Origin of the sequence: Acinetobacter sp. Q186-3 (assembly GCF_013420655.1) — a bacterium.
GTDB lineage: Bacteria > Pseudomonadota > Gammaproteobacteria > Pseudomonadales > Moraxellaceae > Acinetobacter > Acinetobacter indicus.
This window is the reverse complement of record NZ_VOXS01000008.1, coordinates 99,380-114,348: the sequence shown is the minus strand read 5'-3', so window position 1 is coordinate 114,348 and position 14,969 is coordinate 99,380. Positions and strand designations below refer to the sequence as shown.

Genomic DNA, 14,969 nt, shown 5'->3' with positions numbered 1-14,969 from the left:
CTTATTATCTTTATCTCTTGGCTAGAATTTTACATAGTTTAAGAGGCTTTGGAACGTGGCCAGACCTTTTTCACCAGACCAATTAGCGCCACCACAATCAAACCGGCAATAAAGCCCACAGCAAAATTGATCAAGGTTGGAGTAAGCGCACCAAAAATACTGCCGATATTGGGAATTTCCTGCACGTATTCCACACTGTCTTCGGTAAAGTGATGTACCAATGGAATAGCGTGGTTGATAATCCCGCCGCCCACCAGGAACATGGCCAGAGTCCCGACAATCGACAGGATTTTCATCAAGATTGGCGCAAAGGCCAACAAGCCGCGCCCGACCGACTGTTTAAAATTAGAAGCCTGTTCCGAGAGATGCAGCCCAATATCATCAATCTTGACAATAAATGCCACTAACCCATAGACCCCAATGGTCATGGCGATGGCAATAATACTCAGCACTGTGACTTTTACACCAAAGGCCGCGGTAGCTACAGTACCCAAGGAAATGACAATAATCTCTGCCGAGAGAATAAAGTCGGTCCGGACTGCCCCTTTGATTTTTTCAGTTTCAAACGTGGCCAGATCGGTTTCGGTTTTAATTAATTCCTGCTGCGCTTCTTCGGCAGTTTTGGCTTTTTTCTTGTGCAAGGAATGCAGGACTTTTTCAACCCCTTCATAACATAAGAATAAACCGCCCACGACCAGTAACGGGTTAATCAGCCACGGCGCCACCACGCTAATCAGTAGAGCTAGAGGCACCAGAATCAGTTTATTGACAAAAGAACCTTTGGCCACGCGCCAGACCACCGGCAGTTCCCGCTCCGAACGTACACCGCTGACCTGCTGGGCATTCAGGGCCAGATCATCACCGAGTACACCGGCCGTTTTCTTTGCGGCCATTTTACTCATGACCGCCACATCATCTAAAACAGTGGCAATATCATCTAATAATAGTAATAAGCTACTCGCCATAATTTTTATCCTTATCGTGTTCTAGGCTTATTCTAAGGAGAAATCTTCCAAAACTCTGTATTTACTTCATTAATAAATCTTTAAAATTTCCAGACAATTGTTGATTCTGTTCGGCTTATCCCGTGACATTCAAAAATATTATGCCGTACAATGTAGCCCAATCATCGGTATAGAAATGTCGTAACAACGACTTGGAAGAGATAATGAGTAATCAAGATAATCGTCCTGTTATTTTGACTGGCGACCGTCCAACCGGACAACTTCACCTCGGTCATTTTGTAGGTTCTTTACGTTCACGTGTAGGTTTACAGGATTCTCACCATCAACATCTTTTACTTGCCGATGCTCAAGCCCTGACTGATAACGCCGACAACTTTGAAAAAGTACGTCGTAATATTATTGAAGTGGCGACCGATTACCTGGCCGTGGGCATTGACCCGACCAAAACCACCATTTGTGTTCAGTCTTGCCTGCCGGCCTTGAATGAACTGACCATGCTGTATTTAAACTTTGTCACTGTGGCACGTTTAGAGCGCAACCCGACCATTAAATCTGAAATTCAGATGCGTGGTTTTGAACGTGATATTCCAGCTGGTTTCCTGTGCTATCCAGTTGCCCAAGCGGCCGATATTACCGCGTTTAAAGCGACTGTAGTGCCCGTGGGTGAAGATCAGATTCCTATGATCGAACAGACCAACGAAATTGTACGCCGCATTAACCGTCAGGTAGGTCAGGACCTGCTGCCTGAATGTAAAGCACTGCTGTCGAATGTTGGCCGTTTACCTGGTTTTGATGGTAAAGCCAAAATGTCAAAATCATTGGGCAATACCATTGTGCTCGATGCTACTGACAAAGACATTAAAAAAGCAGTAAATGCCATGTACACCGACCCGAACCACCTCCGCATTGAAGATCCGGGCCAGGTTGAAGGCAACGTGGTATTTACCTACCTAGATGCTTTCGATCCGAACAAAGAAGAACTGGAAGAATTAAAAGCCCATTATCGCCGTGGTGGTCTGGGTGATGGTACCGTGAAAAAACGTCTGGAAGTCATTTTAAAAGAGCTGATTGGTCCAATCCGTGAACGCCGTTTAGAACTGGCCAAAGATCCGGATTACATCATGGATATCTTAAAGACCGGTACCGATAAGTGCCGTGACATTACTCAAGCCACTTTAGATGAAGTTAAAGCCGGTTTAGGGGTGTTCCGCTTCTAAGCCCCATGCTGATCTTGAAAAGCCTTTCCTCGCGAAAGGCTTTTTTATGCTACGTTTACAATGATGGAGAAAATATGGAGAGAAATGTCACACAATTTTTATAGAAGCAACAATCTTTAACATGAATTTACCTGAACGCTGCTGAACCCTGCCTCATGCCGGCGTATTCTAGTCATATGTTCTAGGAGCAATCCTAATTCATAACATTTCTCCTTTACCGAAACTGTGCAAGCAGATTCGTTGTTCTACGCAATGATCACCCCAATCATTGCGTATTTTTTTACCTAAAATATGCAGGTTTTTTAGACAAAAACGCGGCCTAATGCTATGCTAGGCGCATTCAATAATAATATATATTTTGAATATCAATAATTTAAACACAACAGAACAATAGAGTATTCAGTTATGTGGGATTTGCTCACTCACCCTTCCAATCTGATTTTTAGTGTCTGTATCTGCCTGCTGTTTTTCTTTGCCCTGCTGGAAGTGTTTCTGTTACTGGCTGGTGGCAGCAGTCAGGGCATTCTGGATCAGTTTCTGCCGGATGACTTAATTCCGCATAAAGATGTAGAAGTGAATATTGATGGTTCTAGTGGCCTGTTGGTCCAGTTTCTGGACTGGCTGTACATTGGCCGGGTACCGCTGCTGATCTGGCTGATTATTTTCCTGACCTTATATGGTCTGTCTGGCCTGATTTTACAATCGGTACTGTTTCAATGGACTGGACAATATATTACAGCCTGGATAATGGCACCGGCCTGTCTGTTTCTGAGCATGCCCCTAGTGCGTTATAGCGCCATGCTGATTGCCCGCATTTTACCGCAAGATGAAACCACCGCCATTTATAGTGACGAGCTGATTGGCCGCACAGCCACCATTATTTTAGGTGTGGCTACTCCCAATTCTCCGGCAGAAGCCAAAGTGCAGGATCAGCATGGTCTGACCCACTATATTCTGGTAGAACCGGAACAGGACGAAAGTTTTCAACAGGGTCAATCCGTAATTTTAACGGGGAGAACCAAAATTGGCTTTTATGCCATGCATTTAAATTAACAACTGAAAAACACAAGAGATAACAATGTTAAGTTCAAATATGTATAACGTCTTGATTATTGCCGGAATTATTTTCCTGGCCTTATTTGTGATTGGTTTAATCCTGGCCCGCCTGTATCGCCGCTCTAGCAAGGAAATTTCCTTTGTACGTACCGGTTTTGGCGGTGAGCATGTCATTCTCGGCGGGGGGGCGATTGTGTTACCGGTGCTGCATGAAATTATTCCGGTCAATATGAATACCCTGCGTCTGGAAGTGCGCCGTGCTGAAGATCAGGCCCTGATTACCCGCGACCGTATGCGTGTCGATGTCATGGCCGAATTTTATGTGCGGGTTAAACCGACCGCTGAATCTATTGCCACCGCAGCACAAACGCTGGGGCAAAAAACCATGTCACCGAATGAATTAAAAAATCTGGTCGAAGGTAAATTTGTTGATTCGTTACGTGCCGTAGCCGCAGAAATGGCGATGGAAGAACTACATGAAAAACGCGTCGACTTCGTGCAGAAAGTGCAGCAGGTGGTATCGGAAGATCTGTTTAAAAACGGTCTGGAACTGGAAACTGTATCTTTAACCGGACTGGATCAGACCAGTTTCCGCTACTTTAACCCGCAAAATGCTTTCGATGCCGAAGGTCTGACCAAACTGACCGAAACCATTGAAGACCGTCGTCGTAAACGTAACGACATTGAACAGGATGCCGACTTAGCCATTAAAGCCAAAAACCTGGAAGCCGAACAGGCGCGCCTGCAAATTCTACGTGAAGAAGAATATGCCAAGTTACAGCAAGAACGTGAAATTTCAGTACGCCGTGCTGAACAGTTGGCTGAAATTGCAGCGCAGGAAGCAGCTAAAAAACGTGAAGCGGAAGAAGCCCGAATTGCTGCTGAACGTGAAATTGAACTGAAACGGATTGGTTCGGCACGTGATGTCGCCAATGAGAATATTTTAAAAGAACAGCTGGTTCAAAAAGCTCAGGTTGAACAGAAGAAAACCATTGAACTGGCCGAACAGGACCGCGCCATTGCCATTGCGGAAAAATCCCGTGCCGAATCTGAAGCCAAAGCGCAGGCCGATTTAGCCCGTGCTCAAGCGGTAAAAGCAGAAGAAGAAGTGATTACCGTACGTGAAACCCAGCGCGCAGAACGTGCCAAGGCAGTCGAGCTGGTGGCTGCCAAGCAGGCCGCTGAAAAAGATGCGATTGCCATTACCGTTGCTGCTGAAGCCGGCAAACAGGCGGCGGTCGATGAAGCGGAAGCGGTGCGGATTACCGCAGAAGCCAATGCAGAACAGCTGCGTTTAAAAGCGCGTGGTGAAGCCGATGCCAAAGTCCTGCTGGCACAAGCGATGGAAAAACAGTATCAGGTTGATGCTGAAGGTACCCGTGCAGTCAACGAAGCCAATAACATCCTGTCGACGGAACAGGTCGAAATGCAGGTACGTCTGGCCATGCTGAAATACCTGCCAGAAATTATCCGTGAAAGCGTCAAGCCAATGGAAAATATTGATGACATCAAGATTCTGCACGTCAATGGTTTAAATGGGATGGGCAGCGCACATGTCGATGGCAGCGAACACGGTCATGGTCAGGTGGCCTTGTCCGATCAGGTGGTGAACAGTGCCCTGCGCTATCGTTCGCAAGCGCCGTTAATTGACAGCCTGATGAGTGAATTGGGTATTCACGGTGGTGATATTAACGGTCTGACCCAAAGCCTGAAATCTCAGCCGAAAATCAATCAGGAAACTTCATCAACTTAAATAAGGTGAATAAAAAAACGCAGCTAAGGCTGCGTTTTTTATGGCTGTTTTTCAATACTCAACTATGAAGATAACGGCTGATGAACTTCAAATTTTTCCAGCTGTCCATCTTCATCATAATGTAAGGTCAAATTTTTAGCCTGCTGCAAATGTGCCATTTCAGTTGTGTCGACCTGAAAACTTTCCGCCAGCTGCTCAGTCTGAATATGCTCCGGAAAAGCCCGGCGCTCATTATCACGAAAACGTAACCAGTTATACACAGCCCAGATCAGCAGAATCAGAATAAACACCATAATCGCCAGCCCCAGATAAAACAGGCTGAACGAGCTTTGCGGTGCCGACATCACAAACAGCTGCTCATACACGGTATAGCCCTGAAACAGCCACAACAATACGGTGATCAGAGGCAGGAATAACCAGATCCAGGCCAACCAGCCCAGAAAGAATAGTCCATAGCCTGCGGCCTTGTTGCGTACATAGCGCGGCTCATCAATATATTCCGGCAGCTCCAGCTGAGCTTCATCCTCAATCATTTTAAATTTAGCCATGCTCGTGCTCCTTGGTAAAACCACGGTCCGGACTGACCCAGCGTGCCCGTTTCTGCTTTTTCAGCAAAGTTTTTGGTACAGACACCACCGTGGTCAGCGCGGTAATCAGCCAGAAAAACAGCGGATACCAGATCACCCAGAAATAGGTTCTCAAGGTACGGTTTTTATCATATTGATGATCAATCATTAAGCTGACCAAAAACTGCAGCAAACAGGTCAGGCCCAAAATCACCCCGTACCACTGCGGCAGAATCGATTGAATTGCCCACTCGCCCGGCAAGGGGAAAAACAGCCCATAAAAATACAGCACAAATATGCCCATAATCACATAGGCCCACAGCACGCTGATGATCGATTCAATTACAATCGGCCACATCCGTCTAAGGCGCCATTTAAACAGTTTTGGCACATAGGCAATCAGCACTTCAATCCCGCCTTGTGCCCAGCGCAAGCGCTGTTTCCAGAGACCTTTAAACGTTTCCGGCATATAGATATAACACAGGGCTTTGGGCACATACTGCAAATCCCAGTGATCGAACTGCAAACGCCACGAAACATCAATATCTTCAGTAATCATGTCATCACGCCAGTAGCCAATCCGGTCCAGCGCAGTTTTACGAAAACCGGCAATCGCACCTGATACGGTAAAAATCCGGCCATAGGTGCGCTGCGCGCGTTTAATCAGTCCAATAATCGAGGAAAACTCACCAACCTGAATTTTGCCCAGCACGCTAGAACGGTTAATAATCCGTGGATTACCGGTAACCGCCCCGACACGCGGAAAGCTGGTCAGCTGATGCATCATCCAGAATACTGCGTGTGGATGCAGCAGCGCATCACCATCAATACAGACCAGAAATTCATAGCGACTAACCATTGCCCCGGCTCTTAAGGCATAGGCTTTGCCCTGGTTTTCTGCCAGATGGACCACCCGTAGCTTCGGATATTGCGTGGCCAGCTCATCCAGAATTGCTGCAGTCCGGTCCTGACTGCCATCATTGACTGCAATCACTTCAAATTCCGGATACTGGCTTTGCATGGCAAACTTGATGGTACGTCTGACCTGCTCTTCTTCATTGAAGCAAGGAATGATAATACTGCAGCCTTCATCGCTCGGTTCAGGGAAATGATCCTGACGGTATTCCCGTTTAAAATAAAACCAGATCCCGCCTGCAATCCACAGCCAGGCCATCAGCAAGGGATATAAAAATGCAAAACCAAAATAAAAATCGTTAAAACTCAATTTCGAGAACACTTCCATCATTGCGGCTCTCCCTGTTCCAGGACATAGGGATCACGATAACTCAGCGGACTTGCATTCAGGCTCAACGCCCGGTACAGGTGCTGATGCACGGCCTGCCCATGGGTCGGCTGATAATTATCAATACCAATTTTTTGAATGCCCTGACGTCTCAGCTGCTGATATATTTGCTGATAATGTCGCCAGTCTGTTGCAGTGCTATCCGAATTGATCTGCAAGTTAATCATCAAATGCTGCTTTTCACGATCATTTAACTGGTTTAAAGCCTGATGCAGATTTTTGATGGCTTGGGGGGATGCCAACGGATCGACAGCCAGATACAGGAAATCGGCATGATCCGGCAGTTGCTGCAGCAGTTTTTTCAGTCCGTCAAGTGGCTGATTCTGAATCTCCAGCTTTAATGCAATCTGATAGTTGTTACTGATATTGGCATAGTATTTACCCTGGCTTTTGGTCCGGTTCTTGATGCTCAATACCTGTTGCAGCTGTGCCTGACAGCTTGCATTCCATTCGGCCTGAAATACGGCGCAATGTAACGCATCGCCGGTTTCAATCATCAGCCCTTCAATCGAGCTGTTGTTTTTCACCAGATCTGCGGTCAATTCTGCCAGATCATAACCTTGCCGGGTTTCCAGACTCAGCGGCATTTCTGCATATACCCGATTAGCAATCCGGGTCCGGGCCTGCCATACCACCCGGTTCAGCAAATCCTGAGCCACTGGCAAGCTTCGATTCGGAAAATAAGCTACATCAATTTTGCCATCGGCATTCTGATCGGCCACCGCATTCAGGACCAGCGTATTGGATTGAAAGGCATTGACCTGATTGAGCAGCTGGCTCAGATGTGCTTCTGATGCGGTGATATTGCTCCCCGCCAGATCTGCCAGGTTAATGCGTAATAAACTTTTACGCTGCTTATGCGGCGCCCGGCTATTCATTAAGAAGTCTTTAATTTCACCAAACACTTCTTCAGGTGATGGGTTTTCCGTAATCAGGGCACGCTGATAGGTGGTATCGGCATCGGCCAATGTCAGTACGCTGCCCAGACTAAACGACATTGGTAGACCGGCTTCACGGGCCAGCGCTTCAGTTTCCTTGGTCACCGCACCATACGGCCAGAAAATAGCACGGGTATTAATTCCTAATTCACGATCTAGAATCTGCTTCGATTGACGTAAATCTTTCACCACCCGCGTCGCATAGGCGCGATCAGATTCATAACGCTGCTGGGCCGGGAAATATTCACGGGTAATCGCGGCCGGCTGCTGGTTCAGCTGCGGATTGGCAATAATCCCGTGATGCAGGTCATCACTATGTGAGGCAAACTCGACCAGACCGGATTGCTGCATTTCACGCATCTGCGGCCAGTTCATCAGGTTGCCCTCTCCATAGGCTTCATAGGCATCTTTGGTATTGCCATTAATCCAGCTGGTCGGAATAGCAAAAACAGCCGGAACCTGATGCAGTTTTAATAAGGGGAAAATATGGCTATAGCTGCTGAGCGCGCCATCATCAATAGTTATTAATACTGCTTTTTCCGGTAAGGCTGTCTTATGCTGACGGGCCTGCCAGACATCTTCTAACCGAATAGGCTGCCAGCCATGTTCCCTGATCCATTGCAGGAACTGGGCAAAGTTATGGGTGCTGATGGCGTATAGATCACGGTCACCCTGTTTGGCAACGTCATCACGCACATCATGAAAAGTTAAGGTAACAAATTCATAGGCCTGCGCATCAAGCGGCGCTGTAGTTGCTGCTGGCGCTGTGCTGGTCTCGGCCTGCACGGTCAAAGGAGAATAAACACATGCAGCGATACAGGCACTCAGGAGTAAAGCGGGTTTCATTTGCATTAGAATCGTCCTTCAAAGCCGAATACTGCATAGGTTTTTTCTTCTGTTTTGCCATCGTACGGATGGCTGCCCCAACCAATGCCATAGTGCAGTTTCCAGGTTCGTGACACACGCCAGTCATGGCGATAAAACAGGTTATATATCGGCTCATTGGAATAATCTTTCTGTCCAAATGTGCCCAGCGTCAGTTCAAAATGCTGATTAAAATGTTGCTCATAACGACGCCAGGTCATCCAGTCATGTTCCAGTTTCAGCTCTAAACTATGGCTGGATTCAGGATTAAAATAATCCACGGCGACGGGCTTATTTTTTCCATAATAGCCGCTGAGCGTGGCACGACTCAGATGATGCGGGGCCTGATAAAACTGCTGGCTAAAATAGGCCTGATATTCCTGACGGGTGTTGCCATCATCAATATCGGTCAATTGAAATTGTGCACCGGCTTTACGCGACTCGTTGGCCTGCCAGTTGAGGCCAGCCCGATACGACTGTCCTTCATGTGCTTTGGCCACTGCCTGCAACGGAATATCGGCCTGGGTATTCACCGCCAGATGATATTGCCAATGGTCATTTAACCAGTGCGACCAGTCCAGTGCAGCACCTACACGGTCTTCATCTAAAGATTGAGACAGCAACAGGCTGGCATACTTGCGATCTTTGGACCAGGCCACACCCAGACCTAAACGCGGATCATCCAGGGTGCCATCTTCATAACGCCCCTGCCGATGCTGATGGTCAATAAAAACCTGATAATGCTCATTTAGCCACGGGCTGTTAAGACGGGTCCAATGGGTACGCTCTTCTGAACCTTTTAAACGGTTCAGCAACTGTTCCTGATCGGAACGACTTTCAGAAAAATAACTTTCATGCTGAATGCTGAAATGATCGCGATCCTTTAATTCTTTGCGGCTTAATTGCACACCGGTATCATCTGCAGCCGTCTGTAACAAGGCCTGATTCAGCTGACGCCAGCCCCTAATATCATTCAGGGCTTGGGCATTTTGCATCTGGTTAATCTGGGTGATTTGACTGACCTGATCCAGGCCATTCCACTGCTCCAGCGTTTGTTGGGAAGTCAGTGGTTTTTCACGCCAGCGCTGAATTTGTGCCAGATTGTTCTGATAGGCCAGATTATTCGGTGCAATTGAAACCAGGGTTTCAAAATACTGCTCGGCTTTGGCATGTTCGTTGCGGTAGGCATAGTTCAGCCCTTTTAAAGCCAGATACTGCTCCCGGTCTTCATGGGTACTGCGGTCCACGCCTTTGGCCTCGCTATAACGATAACGCGGTAACTGACGGTCCATGTCCTGAATCAGCTGATCAGCCTGCTTGAATTTTTCCTGGTCGATATAGGCATAATACAAACCGGCATACACCGTATAGTCTGCATAGTTCTTTTCCTGAAACAGGCTTAAATACACCGGTTCAGCCAGTTCCGGTTGTCGGGTGGCCAGATAGGCATCGGCAATGGCATGGCGTACATAAGCCGGCCAGTTTGCAATTGGCTGATGCTGCTGTTGCACAATTTTCAAGACCTGCTGATGACGCTTACGCTGTCCCAAGGCATACAGATAATCGGCATAGAATGCGCGCTGCAGTTCGGCGTCAGCTGCCACCTGTGGTTCATGTGCAGCCATATCGGCCAGTACCGCATCCAGCTCGGTATAGGCTGTTGCATATTCACTGCGCAGTTGTGCCGTTTTATAGGCCTGTACTGCATTCTGAATCCGGGTAGAAAACTGGTGCTGTTTGACTTGCAATAATAAACGAGTATGGCTCTGTGCTAACTGTTGTTGCAGCAGATAGTTCTCTGCTGCATGATGCTTGCCATTAAGCATCAGCGACAGTACATATTGTTCATGGCCTGCAATGCTGCTTTGCTTTTTTAATCCGGCTTCGGCTGCCTGCAAGGCTTGTACCGGCATATTCAGGATACGATAGGTATAAGACAATAAAATCAGGTCATCGGCACTAAGCTGTTGCCATTGCAGGTTTTTCAGCAACGTTTTAGCGGCTGCTGCCTGACCCGACTCGGCTTCCAGTACCGCGTGCCAGACTTTGCCGCTGGCCTGGGTATTTAAAGGCTGAAACCGGGCCAGATACGCTTTGGCCTGAGCGTACTGCTTGGCATCACGGAGCACCTTGATAGCGCTGACCTGGGCATAGGCAGGAAAGGTTTTAGGTTGAATCTGCTGCGTTAGGCGGTATAAATCCTGTGGATGTACCACAGGCCAAAACTAGATAATCCGCAATTAACTTTTGATCTGTGGGAAATTGAGCTAATAACGCCTGCAAGCGATTGAGTCCAGAGACCACCTGCCCGGACCGAACCATCTCCACCGCGTGCTCACGTTGCTGATCAAGCGTATTGGCATGAGCAGAAGAAAAAAATAAAAAAGAGCAAAGCGACAGACACTGAATCGGCATGATCGTTGTTATTTTGATCATATAAATTCTCAAGTTTCTGATAATTATTGTTCGATATTCTATTAAAGTGTGATGTAAATCACAATTACTAAAACAATCATTTTATTTGTTTTGTATGCTTTACTTTTTCCTCAATAGAAGCGTCATCATTATCTATATTCTTTGCCATAAAAAACCCCAAGAACTGGGGTTTTTTAGTCAGGTAGGTTTTACACCAAACCTTTGGCCTGCAATACTTTCAGCATGGTTGAACCGAGCTCGGCCGGGCTACGGGTATAAGCCATTCCGGCACGTTCAAAGGCAGCAAATTTCTCCTCTGCGGTTCCTTTACCACCAGAAATAATCGCGCCAGCATGGCCCATGCGTTTGCCTTTTGGTGCGGTTACACCGGCAATATAGCCCACCACAGGCTTGGTCACATGCGCCTGAATGTATTCGGCTGCTTCTTCTTCGGCTGTGCCGCCAATCTCACCAATCATGATAATGGCTTCAGTTTGAGGATCGTCCTGGAACAGCTTCAGACAGTCAATCTGGTTCATGCCCGGAATCGGATCACCGCCGATGCCGATACAGGTCGACTGGCCCAGACCCAATTTGGTGGTTTGCGCAACCGCTTCATAAGTCAGCGTTCCTGAACGCGAGATAATCCCGATTTTCCCTGGCTGATGAATATGACCTGGCATAATCCCGATCTTACATTCGCCCGGGGTGATAATACCCGGACAGTTCGGGCCAATCAGGCGTGTACCATTACCATTGGTTTCCAGATAGCGTTTGGCTTTTAGCATATCTAGGGTCGGTACACCTTCAGTAATTACTACAATCAGTTCAATACCGGCATCGACCGCTTCAACAATCGAGTCCAGTACAAAAGGTGCGGGTACATAAATCACCGAAGCGTCAGCCTGAGTTTCACGGACCGCCTGCTTCATGGTGTTAAATACTGGCAGGTCTAAATGGGTTTGACCACCTTTACCTGGAGTTACACCGCCGACAACACGCGTGCCATAATCCAGCGCCTGGGCCGAATGGAAGGTTCCGTTTTTACCGGTGAAGCCCTGAACCAATACTTTTGTGTCTTTATTTACTAATACGCTCATGATGCATCTCCTTAAGCTTTTACCGCAGCAACAATTTTTTCTGCAGCATCGGCCAGGCCATTTGCAGAAATTAAGGTCAGGCCAGATTCATCTAGTAATTTAGCCCCCAGCTCAGCATTGTTTCCTTCCAGACGTACCACCACCGGCACGCTGACATTGACTTCCTGAACTGCTGCAATAATCGCTTCCGCAATCATGTCACAACGTACAATCCCACCAAAAATATTGATTAATACTCCCTGAACCGAATTGTCGGCCAGAATAATTTTAAATGCTTCAATCACGCGCTCTTTGGTTGCACCGCCACCGACATCAAGGAAGTTGGCCGGTTGACCACCATACAATTTGATGATGTCCATGGTTGCCATGGCAAGACCGGCACCATTGACCATACAGCCAATATTGCCTTCTAGCGCTACATAGTTCAGATCGAACTCAGAGGCTTTCAGTTCGCGCTCATTTTCCTGGCTCTTGTCACGCAGTGCCGCCACTTCCGGCAAACGGTACAGCGCATTGGAATCAATGCCAACTTTGGCATCGACACATAAAATTTCGCCGTTTTCACGTACAGACAGCGGGTTAATTTCAAACAGGGCAAAATCATTTTCAATAAAGGCCTGATACGCCGCAGTCATGATTTTAACAAACTGGTTGATTTGTCCATCTTTTAAGTTCAGGGCAAACGCAACTTCACGTGCCTGAAATGGCAATAAGCCGACTAGTGGATCAACTTCGACTTTAATAATTTTTTCTGGGGTTTCTTCTGCGACTTTTTCAATTTCGACCCCACCTTCGGTTGAGGCCATAAAAGTGACGCGACGGCTAGAACGATCCACCACGGCACCCAAATATAATTCGCGCTCTACCGGATAGACATCCTGGGCCACCAGAATACTGTTCACCGGCTGGCCATTGGCATCGGTCTGATAAGTGACCAGTCGAGTACCGATCAGCTGATTGGCATACTCTGCCGCTTCTTCAGCCGATTTCACCACTTTCACACCACCCGCCTTACCACGGCCACCCGCATGCACCTGGGCTTTCATGACAGCGAATTTGCCACCGAGCTGTTCAAATGCCTGTACTGCTTCATCTGCATTGGTTGCAAGCAGACCTTCCTGCACCGGCATACCATATTTTTTTAATAGCGCTTTGGCTTGGTACTCATGTAGATTCATTTATTTACCTTTTACTACTTTTCACGTTTTTTTATGACTCGCTAAAACTCCAACATCCATCGTCGTGAGTATTAACATTTATACAGTTTTATCGTTTTAGTTTTAGATGATTATTCAAACAAAAACAACCACCAAATGAAAAAGAGCGGTCGAAACCGCTCTTTTTTTATTTATTTACGCTTACGCTGAATCGCGTGGATGGCACGTCCATCGACGGCCAGTGCCGCTTCGTGCACCACCTCAGAGAAGGTTGGGTGACCGAATGTCATTAATTGTAAATCTTCAACTGAAGATACAAATTCAAGCGCGATCATACCTTGGTGAACAATGTCAGACGCCGCAGGTCCAATCACGTGCATACCCAGTAAACGATCTGTTTTAGCATCGGCAACGAACTTCACGAAACCAGCACCTTCACCGGCAGCTAAAGCCCGGCCGTTGACTGCGAAACCGAATTGACCGGTTTTCACTTCATGACCTTTTTCTTTGGCCTGCTCTTCTGTTAAACCTACCCACGCCGCTTCAGGGTGTGTATAGATGACAGAGATGATGGTGTCATAGTTCACTTGAGCAGCATGACCGTGAATACGTTCAACTGCCATTACGCCTTCTTCCATGGCTTTGTGTGCCAGCATTGGACCGCGTACCAAGTCACCAATTGCGTATACGCCTTCAACAGAAGTCGCACACCAGTCGTTCACTTCAACCAGACCACGTTCAGTCAGTTTGATACCGCAGTCATCTGCCAATAAACCTTCAGCATAAGCACGACGACCTACACAAACGATCAATTTATCGAAAGTTTGTTCTTTGTCTTCGCCGCCTTGGGTATATTTAACAGTCACTTCACGACCATTAACTTCAGTACCTGAAACTTTCGCACCGATACGGATATCCATACCTTGCTTGGTCAATAGTTTTTGGTAGTCTTTTGCCAAAGCTTTGTCAGCCATTGGTAAGAATGCATCCATTGCTTCAAATACAACAACTTCAGCACCTAGACGACGCCATACTGAACCAAGCTCCAGACCGATCACGCCGGCACCAATCACACCTAAACGCTTCGGTACTTCAGGGAACTCAAGCGCGCCAGTAGAATCAACAATAATGTCTTGATCAACAGGAGCAACCGGAATGTTCACAGGTACAGAACCAGACGCAAGAATTACATATTTTGGTTCTAGAATCTGAGTTTCACCTTCGTGAGGAACAAACTCAACTTTCTTACCCGCCAGTAATTTACCAGTACCTTTTAACCATTCGATACCATTGCCTTTCAGCAACTGGTCAATACCGCCAGTCAACTGGTCAACAATCTTGTCTTTACGTGCCAGTAATTTAGACAGGTCAAAGTTTACTTCACCTGTCGTAATACCATGATCAGCCAGGTGATGAACGGTATCTTCATAACGGTGTGAAGAATCAAGCAGTGCTTTAGACGGGATACAGCCCACGTTTAAGCAGGTACCACCTAAAGATGGTTTACCTTTGTGGATGCGTTTTTCGATACATGCCACTTTAAAACCAAGCTGAGCCGCACGAATGGCTGCTTCATAACCGCCTGGACCACCGCCAATAACAACTAAATCAAATTGTTGAGACATTTTTATCTCC

General features: G+C 47.1%; 12 protein-coding genes. 3 read left to right on the top strand and 9 right to left on the bottom strand.

Annotated features, from left to right (window positions below; genetic code table 11):
* Positions 1-38 precede the first annotated feature (38 nt).
* Positions 39-965, bottom strand: coding sequence for a DUF808 domain-containing protein (locus FTT64_RS09245; protein ID WP_104487924.1), 927 nt, complete (start codon positions 963-965; stop codon positions 39-41).
* Positions 966-1,168: 203 nt separating this feature from the next.
* Here FTT64_RS09245 and trpS point away from each other — a divergent pair, with 203 nt between their 5' ends.
* From trpS to FTT64_RS09230, 3 genes are all read left to right on the top strand, one after another.
* Positions 1,169-2,182, top strand: coding sequence for a tryptophan--tRNA ligase (trpS, locus tag FTT64_RS09240; RefSeq protein ID WP_180182293.1), 1,014 nt, complete (start codon positions 1,169-1,171; stop codon positions 2,180-2,182).
* A gap of 405 nt (positions 2,183-2,587) precedes the next feature.
* Complete coding sequence (locus FTT64_RS09235; protein WP_180182294.1) at positions 2,588-3,235, top strand: YqiJ family protein; 648 nt, start codon at positions 2,588-2,590, stop codon at positions 3,233-3,235.
* A gap of 25 nt (positions 3,236-3,260) precedes the next feature.
* Positions 3,261-4,991, top strand: a complete 1,731-nt coding sequence (locus tag FTT64_RS09230; RefSeq protein ID WP_127798958.1) for a flotillin family protein — start codon at positions 3,261-3,263, stop codon at positions 4,989-4,991.
* 62 nt (positions 4,992-5,053) lie between these two features.
* Here the strand turns inward: FTT64_RS09230 and pgaD are convergent, their stop codons facing one another.
* The 8 genes from pgaD to lpdA form a co-directional block, all read right to left on the bottom strand.
* A complete protein-coding gene (gene pgaD, locus FTT64_RS09225) occupies positions 5,054-5,539 on the bottom strand; it encodes a poly-beta-1,6-N-acetyl-D-glucosamine biosynthesis protein PgaD (RefSeq protein ID WP_168396323.1) in 486 nt (161 codons plus the stop codon).
* Complete coding sequence (gene pgaC / locus FTT64_RS09220) at positions 5,532-6,800, bottom strand: poly-beta-1,6-N-acetyl-D-glucosamine synthase (RefSeq protein WP_171260915.1); 1,269 nt, start codon at positions 6,798-6,800, stop codon at positions 5,532-5,534. Before pgaC ends, pgaD begins: the two co-directional genes overlap by 8 nt.
* Positions 6,800-8,650, bottom strand: coding sequence for a poly-beta-1,6-N-acetyl-D-glucosamine N-deacetylase PgaB (gene pgaB / locus FTT64_RS09215; RefSeq protein ID WP_180182295.1), 1,851 nt, complete (start codon positions 8,648-8,650; stop codon positions 6,800-6,802). The genes pgaC and pgaB overlap by 1 nt, the downstream gene beginning before the upstream one ends.
* Positions 8,650-10,878, bottom strand: coding sequence for a poly-beta-1,6 N-acetyl-D-glucosamine export porin PgaA (gene pgaA / locus FTT64_RS09210; RefSeq protein ID WP_227554586.1), 2,229 nt, complete (start codon positions 10,876-10,878; stop codon positions 8,650-8,652). Before pgaA ends, pgaB begins: the two co-directional genes overlap by 1 nt.
* Positions 10,829-11,098, bottom strand: a complete 270-nt coding sequence (locus tag FTT64_RS14455) for a hypothetical protein (protein ID WP_227554587.1) — start codon at positions 11,096-11,098, stop codon at positions 10,829-10,831. The genes pgaA and FTT64_RS14455 overlap by 50 nt, the downstream gene beginning before the upstream one ends.
* A 188-nt stretch (positions 11,099-11,286) precedes the next feature.
* Positions 11,287-12,177, bottom strand: coding sequence for a succinate--CoA ligase subunit alpha (gene sucD / locus FTT64_RS09205; protein WP_104471739.1), 891 nt, complete (start codon positions 12,175-12,177; stop codon positions 11,287-11,289).
* A gap of 11 nt (positions 12,178-12,188) precedes the next feature.
* A complete protein-coding gene (gene sucC / locus FTT64_RS09200; RefSeq protein WP_005176263.1) occupies positions 12,189-13,355 on the bottom strand; it encodes an ADP-forming succinate--CoA ligase subunit beta in 1,167 nt (388 codons plus the stop codon).
* 170 nt (positions 13,356-13,525) lie between these two features.
* Positions 13,526-14,959 carry a dihydrolipoyl dehydrogenase gene (gene lpdA, locus FTT64_RS09195; RefSeq protein ID WP_180182296.1) on the bottom strand — a complete coding sequence of 478 codons (1,434 nt, stop codon included), beginning with the start codon at positions 14,957-14,959 and terminating at the stop codon, positions 13,526-13,528.
* Positions 14,960-14,969: the final 10 nt, after the last annotated feature.

Bases quoted from the DNA above. Each gene is read 5' to 3' on its own strand.
- sucD (WP_104471739.1), bottom strand. From the start codon at position 12,177: ATGAGCGTATTAGTAAATAAAGACACAAAAGTATTGGTTCAGGGCTTC.
- trpS (WP_180182293.1), top strand. From the start codon at position 1,169: ATGAGTAATCAAGATAATCGTCCTGTTATTTTGACTGGCGACCGTCCA.
- FTT64_RS09235 (WP_180182294.1), top strand. From the start codon at position 2,588: ATGTGGGATTTGCTCACTCACCCTTCCAATCTGATTTTTAGTGTCTGT.
- FTT64_RS14455 (WP_227554587.1), bottom strand. From the start codon at position 11,098: ATGATCAAAATAACAACGATCATGCCGATTCAGTGTCTGTCGCTTTGC.
- pgaB (WP_180182295.1), bottom strand. From the start codon at position 8,650: ATGCAAATGAAACCCGCTTTACTCCTGAGTGCCTGTATCGCTGCATGT.
- FTT64_RS09245 (WP_104487924.1), bottom strand. From the start codon at position 965: ATGGCGAGTAGCTTATTACTATTATTAGATGATATTGCCACTGTTTTA.
- pgaD (WP_168396323.1), bottom strand. From the start codon at position 5,539: ATGGCTAAATTTAAAATGATTGAGGATGAAGCTCAGCTGGAGCTGCCG.
- lpdA (WP_180182296.1), bottom strand. From the start codon at position 14,959: ATGTCTCAACAATTTGATTTAGTTGTTATTGGCGGTGGTCCAGGCGGT.
- pgaC (WP_171260915.1), bottom strand. From the start codon at position 6,800: ATGGAAGTGTTCTCGAAATTGAGTTTTAACGATTTTTATTTTGGTTTT.
- sucC (WP_005176263.1), bottom strand. From the start codon at position 13,355: ATGAATCTACATGAGTACCAAGCCAAAGCGCTATTAAAAAAATATGGT.
- FTT64_RS09230 (WP_127798958.1), top strand. From the start codon at position 3,261: ATGTTAAGTTCAAATATGTATAACGTCTTGATTATTGCCGGAATTATT.